The organism is Treponema sp., assembly GCF_052169735.1.
Classification (GTDB): domain Bacteria; phylum Spirochaetota; class Spirochaetia; order Treponematales; family Treponemataceae; genus Treponema.
Window position 1 is genome coordinate 34,448 of sequence record NZ_JBQNBW010000013.1, and the last position, 11,937, is coordinate 46,384.

Annotated in this window: 12 protein-coding genes; 9 read left to right on the plus strand and 3 right to left on the minus strand. The window is 44.8% G+C overall.

Annotated elements, in window-relative coordinates:
• The first annotated feature begins 7 nt into the window (after positions 1-7).
• From ACTTJ8_RS03620 to ACTTJ8_RS03645, 6 genes are all read left to right on the plus strand, one after another.
• The gene (locus tag ACTTJ8_RS03620; RefSeq protein ID WP_442720331.1) at positions 8-976 is read left to right on the plus strand and encodes an ABC transporter permease; all 969 of its coding nucleotides are present in this window, start codon (positions 8-10) and stop codon (positions 974-976) included.
• A 105-nt stretch (positions 977-1,081) separates the two neighbouring features.
• Positions 1,082-1,894, plus strand: a complete 813-nt coding sequence (locus tag ACTTJ8_RS03625) for an Rpn family recombination-promoting nuclease/putative transposase (protein ID WP_442716633.1) — start codon at positions 1,082-1,084, stop codon at positions 1,892-1,894.
• A 127-nt stretch (positions 1,895-2,021) separates the two neighbouring features.
• Positions 2,022-2,864 (plus strand): ABC transporter permease, encoded by an 843-nt coding sequence (locus ACTTJ8_RS03630; RefSeq protein ID WP_442720332.1) that lies wholly within the window; start codon positions 2,022-2,024, stop codon positions 2,862-2,864.
• Positions 2,851-3,900 carry an ATP-binding cassette domain-containing protein gene (locus ACTTJ8_RS03635; RefSeq protein ID WP_442720333.1) on the plus strand — a complete coding sequence of 350 codons (1,050 nt, stop codon included), beginning with the start codon at positions 2,851-2,853 and terminating at the stop codon, positions 3,898-3,900. The genes ACTTJ8_RS03630 and ACTTJ8_RS03635 overlap by 14 nt, the downstream gene beginning before the upstream one ends.
• Entirely contained in the window at positions 3,894-4,610 is a 717-nt protein-coding gene (locus ACTTJ8_RS03640) for an ABC transporter ATP-binding protein (RefSeq protein ID WP_442720334.1), read from the plus strand. The genes ACTTJ8_RS03635 and ACTTJ8_RS03640 overlap by 7 nt, the downstream gene beginning before the upstream one ends.
• Before the next feature lie 113 nt (positions 4,611-4,723).
• Positions 4,724-6,691: a RecQ family ATP-dependent DNA helicase gene (locus ACTTJ8_RS03645; protein WP_442720335.1), complete on the plus strand. Its 1,968-nt coding sequence runs from the start codon at positions 4,724-4,726 to the stop codon at positions 6,689-6,691.
• Between the two features lie 179 nt (positions 6,692-6,870).
• On the opposite strand, the gene ACTTJ8_RS03650 is transcribed toward ACTTJ8_RS03645, so the two are convergent.
• On the minus strand, positions 6,871-8,583 hold the full coding sequence (locus ACTTJ8_RS03650; RefSeq protein WP_442720336.1) for a M3 family oligoendopeptidase: 1,713 nt from the start codon (positions 8,581-8,583) through the stop codon (positions 6,871-6,873).
• 375 nt (positions 8,584-8,958) lie between these two features.
• Between ACTTJ8_RS03650 and ACTTJ8_RS03655 the strand changes: the two genes are divergently transcribed.
• Positions 8,959-9,087, plus strand: coding sequence for a hypothetical protein (locus ACTTJ8_RS03655; RefSeq protein ID WP_442716627.1), 129 nt, complete (start codon positions 8,959-8,961; stop codon positions 9,085-9,087).
• Between the two features lie 126 nt (positions 9,088-9,213).
• On the opposite strand, the gene ACTTJ8_RS03660 is transcribed toward ACTTJ8_RS03655, so the two are convergent.
• Positions 9,214-9,480 carry a co-chaperone GroES gene (locus ACTTJ8_RS03660; protein ID WP_442716626.1) on the minus strand — a complete coding sequence of 89 codons (267 nt, stop codon included), beginning with the start codon at positions 9,478-9,480 and terminating at the stop codon, positions 9,214-9,216.
• Between the two features lie 494 nt (positions 9,481-9,974).
• Between ACTTJ8_RS03660 and ACTTJ8_RS03665 the strand changes: the two genes are divergently transcribed.
• Positions 9,975-10,838: a sigma-70 family RNA polymerase sigma factor gene (locus tag ACTTJ8_RS03665; protein WP_442719835.1), complete on the plus strand. Its 864-nt coding sequence runs from the start codon at positions 9,975-9,977 to the stop codon at positions 10,836-10,838.
• Between the two features lies 1 nt (position 10,839).
• On the opposite strand, the gene ACTTJ8_RS03670 is transcribed toward ACTTJ8_RS03665, so the two are convergent.
• Positions 10,840-11,268, minus strand: coding sequence for a Holliday junction resolvase-like protein (locus ACTTJ8_RS03670; protein ID WP_442720337.1), 429 nt, complete (start codon positions 11,266-11,268; stop codon positions 10,840-10,842).
• A gap of 316 nt (positions 11,269-11,584) precedes the next feature.
• On the opposite strand from ACTTJ8_RS03670, the gene ACTTJ8_RS03675 reads away from it, so the two are divergent.
• Entirely contained in the window at positions 11,585-11,776 is a 192-nt protein-coding gene (locus ACTTJ8_RS03675) for a transposase family protein (RefSeq protein ID WP_442720338.1), read from the plus strand.
• Positions 11,777-11,937 lie beyond the last annotated feature (161 nt).

Here is an 11,937-nt window from a genome sequence, read left to right on the forward strand (position 1 = left end):
GTATTTTATGACCTATCCCCCTCTGTTCCGCTTTGCCGCTAAACGGCTGATCATTTCATTTATTCTCCTCGTCGGTATCACCATGCTGCTCTTGCTGCTGTTTGAGCTACAGCCGGGGAATCCGTACCTTAACTTTATTAAGCCCGGAATGCCGCCCGAACGGATTGAAGCGATGCTGCGGGAAAAAGGCTATTATGACCCGTTTTCAGTAAAATGGACAAAGATGATTATGTCGCTGTTGCGTTTTGATTTCGGGTATTCGCTGCAGTACGGGGTGCCGGTTCATACGCTCATTAAGCTCCGGCTGCCTAATACGCTTGCATTGACCGTGCCTGCTTTGCTCATTGCCATTGTACTGTCCGTGCTGATCGGCAGGCGCATTGCATTTTATCCGCACAGTTTGTTTGCAAAAAGCATCGATGTTATTTCGGGGATCGGTATTTGTACGCCGGCATTTTTTATTGCGCTCTTTTTAATCAAGCTTTTCGCATTTGATATACCGCTGTTCCCGATCTCCGGTATGGAGGACATTGGTAAAACGGGTACTGCACTGTTGGTGAGCCGGATTCGGTATGCAGTGCTGCCGGTTACTACCCTGACACTCATGCAATGCGCTCCGCTCGTGCGGTATGTCCGCGCTTTTATGCAGTCGGTTGCGCAGGAGGATTTTATCCGCACGTATGAAGGGTTCGGACTCACGCGGTATGCAGCATATAAGACCGCCGGTTTCCGCGCCGTTTTACCACGGCTTATTACCATGGTGTTTATGGAAGTACCGTACCTCATTTCGGGAGCGCTCATTACGGAAAGCATTTTTGTGTGGCCCGGCATCGGTAAGCTCAATTTCGATGCGGTGCAGTTCCGCGATTATCCCGTACTCCTCGGCATTACCGCAATGACGGCGGTCTGCGTACTGCTCGCAAATCTGGCAGCCGATCTACTCAATTATTTTTTTGATAAACGGATGGGTGTGTAATGGATGAACAATCAATGGGAATCAATATATATCTTTTATGGCGGCATACAACTTATTCTTACCAATTCACTAAAAACTATGCTATAATATGCCGCGGAGGAAAAGATGAGAAAGCCTTTTGAAGATTTAACGATAGTTGATGATTATATATTTTGTTTAGTCATGCAGGATAAATCGATCTGTACAGCGGTATTAAATATGGTACTTGCTGATTCGATTGGACAGATCGTTGATATTACGTATCAAAAAACATTCGACCAAGCAGGCTATGCAAAAGGCATCAGGCTTGATGTATGGGTTACCGACAGCAACGGTAACGTTTATGATGTTGAAATGCAAACAACCAATAAGCACGATCTCGCCAAGCGTCTGCGTTATTACCAATCAGTCATCGATGTCAGTAGTCTTGAAAAAGGACGCTATTATACCGATTTACCTGATTCGTTTATCTTATTTTTTTGTCCATTCGATTATCTGGAGAGCGGTTTGCCAGTGTATACATTCAAAACGATATGTAGCGAAGATAACACAATCACCTTAGCAGACGGTGTTATAAAGGTTATTATTAACAGCGCTGCAGCACATAAGGAGACCGATCCTGAACTGAAAGCTTTCTTGGAATACATGAACGGTATTATGAGTGATAGACCATTTATCCAGAAAATAGACCGATTTATCAGACAATTGAAAGAGAATGAGGGGAGAAGAAAAGAGTATATGATGTTAAATTTAGTTGAAATGGATGCACGAAATGATGGAATACAGCAAGGATTACAACAAGGTAAGTCACTTGGTCTTGCTGAAGGTTCCCGACAAGCAAAGCTCGAAACGGCAAAGCTGTTAAAGCAGCTAGGAGACTCCATCCAAAAGATAGTGCAAGCAACAGGATTAACAGTACCGGAAGTCGAAGCTCTATAACTAACTCGTAATACAGTCATTCATAATGAGTAAAGAGCAGCGATTTTTACTAGCCGTATACTACTGGCAATCGCGACACTAGTTTCGATCTTTAGCCAGTTGTACTGACCTGTAAAATGGTTTCCCAATGCCTACTATAAAACCAATTATTCCAATCACTCGAAAATTCACCGTAGGGATAAGCCTCTTTACGGGACTTCTCCTGTTCATCTTTTTGACTCCGCTTATTGCTCAAAAAGATCCGAATGCTATCGATTTAATGCAAATAGAGCAGCCACCGTCGCCGGAACATTGGTTCGGGACGGACTCCCTCGGACGGGACATCCTTGCGCGTACTGCTGCGGGCGGAAAAATTTCACTCGCAGTCGGGATTGCTGCAACAAGCATCCGCACGCTTATTGCTGTACTGCTGGGCTTTGCCGCCGGATTTTCCAAAAAAGCGGATGCGGTTCTTATGCGGATAATCGATGTACTGCTGTGTTTTCCGTTTTATGTTTTGGCGCTGTCAGTTATGGTATTCCTCGGCAATTCACTTGTAAACCTCATCATGGTTATCGCTTTTTTTACCTTTGCTCCTTCCGCCCGCCTTATCCGCACGGAGGTACTGGCAATAAAAGACCGGGAGTTTATTCAGATATGTAGAATAAACGGAGAAAACAGTGTACGGATGTTGTTCGGACATATTGTGCCGCTTCTGCGGAATACCATCGCCGTAATCTTTACTACTTCTGTTGCACAAGCAGTACTGATGGAATCTTCGCTCTCCTTTCTTGGTATGGGGATTCAAGAACCGCAGGCAAGCTGGGGCTCTATGCTGTCCGTTACACTCGATGTTATGAATATCGGCAGCAAATGGTACATCTGGCTGCCGGCGGGCTTATGTATTATCCTAATGACCTATTCGGTGCATCTTATCGGGGAAGGCATCACTTCAGCAGCTAATCGGGAAGGCGTACGTGACTTGTCTTGATATTAAGCATTTGAACATCAGCCTGCAACGGACAACTCACTGTGCCGGCAGACAGAACCGCAGCTGGAGGAACGGCAAAGTTCTTGCGGGCAATACCGTAGGCTCCGGCAGTGAAAGCAGCGGCAGAGAACAGCTTGTCAGCGATATAAGCTTTTCCATTGAAGAGCAGAGTACGCTTGCCGTCATCGGTGCATCCGGTTCGGGGAAAACGCTTACTGCGATGGCTATAATGGGCTTGCTTGACCGCTCGATCTTTTCCGTACAGGGTTCCTGTTTGTTTTTCGTGCAGCACCCTGCACACAATGCTCAAACGAACAAACAAGCAGGCTGCACCATAGCCCCAAACAGCAGCTCCGGCTCAATGCAACTGGAGAATATCCAAAAGACCAGTCCACTCACAATGAGTACCGTCGCCATCGGCAAAACGCCGGACATTTCACTGACAAGTACCCAAACAGCGCTATACAATCCGGTTGATCTTTTCACCCTATCCGAACACGACCGGAAGCGGTACAGCCTGGAGCATATCGCGATGATCTATCAAAATCCCTTCCGCAGCCTCTCTCCGGTAGAAAAAATTAAAACGCATATCAACCATATCTGCAAGATAAAACAGCAACAGGCTGATCCCGGATGGCTGCATACACTGTTTGATGCGGTACAGCTCGACCGGAAAGAAATACTGAACAAGTATCCGCATGAGCTGTCCGGCGGCGAACTACAGCGTGTTATGATGATTCTGTCCCTCCTGTTCAAACCGCAGCTGCTGATCTGCGATGAGCCGACTGCCTCGCTTGACTATCAAACAGGACTGCGCATCATTTCGCTATTAAATACACTGAAACAAAGCACCGGTATGTCGCTCCTCTTTATTTCCCACGATATTTCGCTGGTACGGGATATTGCCGATACGGTGATCATCATGAAAGATGGGCAAATCGTGGAAGCCGGTACCGCTAGCCGGATTTTTGCGCAACCGGAAACAGCTTATACCCGGCAGCTTATGCAGGCAGCGTATCTGGAGAAACAATGCTAAGTATACGACATCTTTCAGTCAGCTATCACAAACCGGTACTTACGGATATAACGATAGACTTTGATCAAAAAATATACGGCATTCAAGGCGAATCCGGTTCGGGGAAATCAACCTTCATCAAAGCGATCCTCGGGCTAATACCCTACAAAGGACAAGTTCTCTACAATGGAAGAGAATTGAAGAAGCCGAAAGACCGGCACGGGTTTCAAGTGATTTTTCAAAATCCGTTTTATTCATTTAACCCGCAGAAGACGATCCGGAGCGCTTTTGTCGAAATGCTCCGTTGGCATCCCCCCGCCACCGAACAGGCACTAGAACCGCCGCAAAATGAGCATATATTCCGCAATACCAGCCCCGGATGGTTTACAGAAGGATTATCCCGCAGGTATTTCCATAACAGGACAGCTTCCTCCCGGCAAGCAGCGGTATTGAGCCGTTACCTCGAGCCGACCGGATTGCCGGAATCGGTACTGGATAAATATCCTTCCGCTTTTTCAGGCGGAGAGTTACAGCGGCTTGCCGTTGCGCGGGCATTGGCAGGCAGCCCGAAGGTACTTATTTTAGATGAACCGACTTCCGCACTCGATGTGATAACGCAAAAAAAGCTCTTGGACGATATGCTGCCGCTCCTGAAAGGTAAAACCGTGCTGCTCATCAGCCACGATACCCGTATTATCAATTACTGTACAGATATGGTGATAACGCTGTAAGATCGGCGATTGGTATAATTTGTAAATTTGCCACGGAGGTAAAGTCTATAAAACTTGCAAGTCTATTGTATGGCTCTCTTTTGTAAGCCGCACGGAATAGATATAATCGCTTTATGGAAAAACACGATGAACTGCTAAAACGCGCGCATGCTGTGCTTAAAACAACATTCGGTTACAATGAGTTCCGTCCTATGCAAAAGGAAGTGATTGCCTCCGTGCTGTCGGGGCGCGATACGCTTGCCGTTATGCCTACCGGCGGCGGAAAATCGTTGTGCTATCAAATCCCTGCGCTTTTGTTCGGCGGCATTACGCTTGTTGTTTCTCCGTTGATTTCACTCATGCAGGATCAAGTTGCCTCCCTTGTAGAAAACGGTGTGAGTGCTGTTTTTTTGAATAGCTCGCTTGAATGGGGCGAGTATCTCGATTCAGTGCAGCGTATTAAGTCCGGAAGTGTCAAACTGGTATACCTTTCTCCGGAAGCGCTTGCGGCGGATCGCACGCAGTCTATACTGCATGATGCAAACCTACCGGTCAGCTGCATTACCATTGACGAAGCGCATTGCATTAGCGAGTGGGGGCATGATTTCCGTCCCGACTACTTGGCAATTTCCAATATCCGTGCGCAGTTTAGGGATGCAGTTTTTCTTGCGCTTACGGCAACTGCAACCGCGCAGGTACAAAAAGATATTACGGCAAATCTCCGTATGAAAGTGCCGGAAGTTTTTGTCGCCGGTTTTAACCGCGCAAATATTTTTCTTGAAGTACGTCCTAAGCGGAATGCGCTGCGCGAGGTCATCGCCTGTCTGGAACAACACAGCGGTGAAAGCGGAATCATTTATTGTTTTTCCCGCAAGCAAGTTGATAAGCTCACCGAACAGCTCACGGATTTAGGCTACTCGGCGCTCAATTATCACGCAGGGCTTTCCGACGAAGAGCGCAGAAATCATCAACAGCAATTTATCCGCGATAAGGTACGGATTATGGTTGCGACGGTTGCATTCGGTATGGGAATTGATAAACCGAACGTCCGCTTTGTTATCCATTATGATTTACCCAAGTCACTCGAAGAATATTATCAGGAGATTGGACGAGCAGGACGCGACGGTCTTGCCTCTCACGCCCTGCTTTTATACAGCGCAGGCGATGCACATAAAATTCGTTCGTTTTTTGAAGAGGCAGCGGACAGCGCCAACTCCGAACGGCTCTTGCAGGCAATGCTCAAGTTTGCCTCCGCCAAGACATGCCGCCGTCATTTTCTGTTGTCGTATTTTGGAGAGCTGTTTGTTCCGGCGGCAGCGAACGAGAAACCCGAAAACGCTGACGCAGAACCAGAAGACATCGGCAGTGAATCCGGAAGCGTTTACGGACAAAGATGTCCCTTTCCATGCTGCGATGTGTGTTCCGCGCCTCCGCCTCCGCTGACAGATGTTACCATCCCTGCGCAAAAGTTTATGAGCTGCATATACCGCACGCAATCGCGGTTCGGGCTTTCGTATATTGTCGATGTGCTGCTCGGCTCAAAGCAAAAGCGGATTATTGAAAACGGGCATGATAAAGTTTCAACATGGGGAATCGGGAAAGAGCTTTCAAAAGAGGATTGGTTTGCGCTCTCCGATGCGCTCATCTATGCGGGACTTATCGAAAAAACCGGTGATTACAATGTACTTATTATAACCGAGAACGGTAAGCAGGCACTCGCATCCCGCGCAAAAGTCGAACTTCCAGTAGAGCTTATCGGGCAGAGCGGATTGAATCAAGCAGAATCTAAAAAGACCGGCATTGATTCTAAAAAGAATGATGCTGCACATAAAAGAAGTGAATATAAACGAGGTGAATTTTTGCGCACGTTGAATGAAGATGACGTAGCGTTGTATGAAGCGATAAAAGACTGGCGCAGACATGCTGCCGAGGAAGAAAACGTTCCGCCTTACGTTATATTCGGAGACAGAACAATCGAAGATATCATCCTCAAAAAGCCGCGCACGGTACGTGAACTGCTGAACGTATTCGGTATCGGCGAAATAAAAGCGGAAAAATTCGGTTCGGCCCTTTTGCAGCTGGTGGAAAATACGGGGGTCTAAGGAGGATGCCGTATTTTTTATTTTTACATAAGCTCAACTTTATATGGAAACATCGCATCTAAATCTAAGGAAACTGTCCAAAAACTGATTGTTTTTGGACAGCCCCCGATGCTGTGCATCGGAGGACAGTACTCAATATTTTGTGCTGTATATTGTCGTGGTATTTAGTTTACTGCAGTTTAGAGTGCTGCGTCATCAATGCTGTTCAGCCACTCTGTACATGCCGGTACAACCGACGCAATACATCCGTCTTCAAAGGGATTTTTGAGGTTGGCTAATGCTACAAGCCGGAGGAAGGAATCCTTTCCGCCTGCTTTGCAAAGACGGAGGTAATCCGCCCATGCCGTTTTCCGGTCTACAAGACTTTTTGCCCAGAATTGCAGCGCACACACTTGTGCAAGGGTGTAATCGATATAGTAAAACGGGGTATTAAAGATATGCCCTTGGCGCATCCAATAACCGCCGCGGTTTAAGAAATCATTATCGCCGTAATCCCGTTCCGGCAAATACTTTTTTTCGATTGTGCGCCATGCTGCCTTCCGCTCTGTGGGACTTGCTTCGGGGTGCTCATATACCCAGTGCTGGAACTCATCGACTGTAACGCCGTAGGGTAAAAAGAGCAGCGCTCCCGATAGATGGGTAAAGCGGAATTTATCGGTTTGCTCTTCAAAAAAGAGATTCATCCACGGCCAGGTAAAAAACTCCATACTCATCGAGTGAATTTCGCAGGCTTCGTAGGTAGGCCACACGTATTCCAGCAGACGGGCATTACGGCTCTGATATGCCTGAAATGCGTGACCTGCTTCATGGGTCATTACTTCCACATCATGCTGCGTTTTGTTGAAATTTGCAAAAATGAACGGCGCCTTATAATCGGGGATTGTTGTACAATAGCCGCCGCCAGCCTTACCTTTTTTTGAAAGGACATCAAGCATATTATAGGATGTCATAAAGGTAAAAAACTCATCTGTTTCAGGGGATAGCTCCGCATACATTTTTTTTGCATTTGCTAGAATCCAATCAGGGTCTCCATGGGGAACAGCATTACCGGTAGTATATTTAAGCGCCTCATCATAGTAATACATCCGCTCTAGTCCCAGCCGTTTTGTTTGCCGCTTGAGTAAGCTAACAGCAATGGGAACAATTTCACGGTAAATTTGACTGCGGTAAGCGGCGCTCATTTCTGCATTATAGTCGGTTCTGCTGAGGCGGTCATATCCTAATTGCACAAAGTTTTTGTACCCCAGTTTTTTTGCAATCCGGGTACGGACTTTGACTAAATTATCGTAGATGGAATCAAATTCTGCCTCATGTTCTGCAAAAAAACCGTAGTATGCTTCTGCTGCTTGCTTACGCACCATGCGGTCTTTATTTTCCATGAAAGGAGTCAGCTGAGAGAGTGTCCGTTTTTCTCCGTCAAAATCGATTTGCGCCGAAGCAATCAGCTTATCATAGCTGCTGGTCAGTTTGTTTTCTTCCGCTAAGTCTTCCATAATGGATGGATCGAATACTTTCATATCCATCTCAGTCATTGCAAATATATGTGTGCCGAGTTCTTTCTCAAGTTCTTTACGGAGAGGGGACGCAAGCAGTTTTTTGTTAAAGCTATTTGTCATTTCGATATAGAGCGGACCTGCTTCATCAAAAAAAGTATTTTCACCATCGTAAAAACTATCACGGGTATCTATGCTGTGCCGGATGGAGGCAAGCGTTGACATAGTTTGATAGTGAGATTTCAGCTTTTGTACCTCATCGATGATGGTCAGCTGTTCAGCCGCCGAATGCGCAGCTTCAAACTGCTGCTCTGCTTTGCTGAATGCTGCCTTTAAGGCATCCATATCGGGACGGGTATAGGGAAGATCAGGGAATGGTATCATTTCCGGTGCTGTCATGTAGGCTCCTTATAAAAATTGTACAAGTCGATTAACCCTGTTCGGAAACTTCCGTTTCTAAACAGGGTATCTTGAAATGTGATGTTCACGCATCGTGCTATTTGTGCGATTGAGAACTCGTCGACCTATTCGAGAACGCAGTTGTCGAATAGGTTTATTATACCATAAGGATTCTATTTAGGAAACGCTGTATCTGTAATAGTTGTTTGTAATTTTTATATTTTATGGAGGTTTATTCGTGCGGAGGGTAAATGTTTACAAGCTGCGCCACGGGTGTTGATTTTCAGCCACTAAAATGGCACATTCATTACACAATGTACAGCTCTGTACTCTTCCTTCCGACATACATCCGTGTATGCAGGGTGGAGACGAGTTTTGAGAGTACAGAACTCGCTTCTGATTAACACTTCATCCATCTATGGACGCATTAGCGGCGAATTTTTACGCAGCCAACATATCGCTGCTGCTATAACCGCCACCATCCGTATCAAGTTCAAAAATTGACCTCCTTGTCAATTTTTGAACGCGAGGGGCTGTCTAAAAACTTCAGTTTTTGGACAGCCTTGTCACTGCTGCGTAGAAGCGCCTCCATCCGAGGCGGTCTTGTTAACTGCCGCAGTTCCGGTAAGACTATTCAATAACAGCGATAATATCGCCTGCTTTGAGGATTAAGTGATCTTCTCCGTTAATCTTAACCTGTGTACCGGCATATTTGTCATGCATTACTTTTTGACCAACTGATACCTTGATCTTTTCTTTATCGTCGCCTACGGCAATGACAACTGCGGTTTGCGTCTTTTCTTGTGCAGTGGCAGGGATAAAAAGCCCGCCTGCGCTTTTTGTTTCTACCTCGTCAATTTTTACTAAAACGCGGTCTGCTAATGGTCGTACATTCATCTAAGGATCTCCTATACTATGATTATTTTTGCTACACAAAATAAACCCAATAGTGATTGGGTAGATTTGAGCTGTATAGAGCTGTGTCAATTTAACCCAGTTTAAATGTTTTATAGACTGAGTGTGTCATTTCAGCCATATACAAGTACAATAAATATACAAACAAAGTCTTAAAAAGGCAAGTTTTTTAAGCGCGTTTTGTGTATTGGACGTAAATATGGAGGAAAAATTCAGTAAAATAGCTCTTTTTTCAGTAATATATAAAAAGATTAAAAAATATGTCAACTTGGCACGGTTCTTGCTGTATTGTTAGTGTTCAAGCAGCAAAAAAGCTTAAGGAAAACTTCTAAAAAACTGGAGGTTTTAGAGGTTCTCATAAAAATATGCGCTTGACCGGCGAACGTCGAAGACCATGTGCTTCGGAATATCGTAGGGGTATTTTCTAAAAAGTAACATTTTCAGAAGCCCCGCTATCTATTTGCAAGGAGTTTGAAATGATGGAAAAAACACAAAGAACAAACGCTGATAATAATGTCTTTGCAACCTATTTGAGAGAAATCAATAAGATACCGCTGCTTTCCGCAGAAGATGAGTTGAAATATGCAAAAGCAGCTGCCGCCGGAGATGAAAAATCAAGAAAAATTTTGATAGAATCGAACTTACGCTTTGTCGTAAATGTTGCAAAGCAATATCAAAATAAGAATATCCCGATTATGGATTTGATTAGCGAAGGCAATATCGGTTTAATGAATGCAGCAGACCGCTTTGATCCTGATAAAGGGTATAAGTTTATTTCCTACGCAGTATGGTGGATCCGTCAGGCAATTCTCAAAGCTATCTGCGAAAAATCCCGTATGATCCGGCTGCCGCTTAACCGGGCAAATGAATTGGTACAAATAGAAAAAGCCCGAAAGCTGATCGGCAAAAGCGGTATGGAAGGTGAAGCACAAGAGTTGAATACCATTGCAAAGGAACTAAAGATCGAACCCGATATGGTGGAAACGATTATGAATGCAGCCCGTGATCCTGTTTCGCTTGATGCACCGGTATTTAACGACAATAGTACTGCAAGCGCTGGGGACTTTATTGAAGATACCCGCTACATGCAGCCTGAAAGTTATGCACTTGACATTGATTTGCGGGAAAATATTGATGCAATGCTTGCCCTGCTGACAGAACGGGAAGCAGAAATTTTGCGCTACCGCTTTGGGCTCAATGGGTATGAACAGCTCTCATTAAAAGAAGTGGGAAATAAGTTCAATTTGACAAAAGAACGCATTCGGCAGATTGAAAAGAAGGCGCTGGAGCAGCTCCAGTCCATTGGAAAGCAGTATGAACTGGAGAGCTTTGTCGCGTAGGTCATGCTTTTGCAGCGGGGATGCGGTATTCGGCATAGCGGACACGCTTGTGTTCTATCGCATCACGGAGCGACTGTTCCGGTTTTGATAGCCGAGAATTCCCGGTTTTGACTTCGATAAAGAGCACTTCGTTAATGCTGCTGCTTGAAAGACCGGAAAAGGCAATAAAATCAACCGGCTTTCCGATAAAGCGGCTTTCTGTGGGATTTGCAGGAAAATCCGGGAAAAAAGGGGCGAACTGCTCTGAAAATTGTCCATTTAAAACTGCTCGGGAACGCTTTACTGCATCTTCCCGGGCTCTTCTTATCTCTTCTGCAAGGTGTTTACTTGCAGACAGGTTTCCAATCTTGATTCCAAGAAAAAAAGCAATAATAATAAAGAATATACCGGCAACAGCTAAAATCAATAGTAAAACTTTCATTTCCATCATAGTTTTCCTCCTTGCACAAGATACGGTCTAAAAAGTATTCAACATACTTTTAAAGGTATAACGCAGCTGTACCGGTGATCTCGTAAACAGATTCTGTACACCTACATAAATTTTTAAAATGTATCTATCAGTTTGCTTTTTCTATGAAAAAAACGTATACTACGCGATTGTAACAACTACCGTAGCGGAACTCCCTACTGTTTATATCGGTTGGCTGTATTGTTTCTAAAGCCGGAAATGCTGACAGACAATATAGGTTCAGGGATTCCGCATTATAAAAAGTGTCAAAAAAATAGTAGCTCACACGGTACAAAAGATGGTAAAATGTTCTTGGGGTGAAACAATGACATTACAAGAATCATTTAAGAACATTAAAGACGAAAGAATTGACAGATGCAAGAAACACAATCTCGTCGATATACTGATGATTGTGTTTGTGGGAGTATTGTGCGGCTATAAAAGTATAGAAGGTATAACTTCGGCAGCCGCAATAAGGCTGCCTCGTTAACCGATGAGTTTGCCTTTCAGCAAACATCACAGATTATAGGTACGCTATCGCGTACTAATTCAGCATCCTCTAAAATGTATATTTTATTCGGCTGCTGAATTTTAAGGAACAAATACAGTTTTATGCGACATTAAGCGAACAAACCCTTAAAAAATATCTGA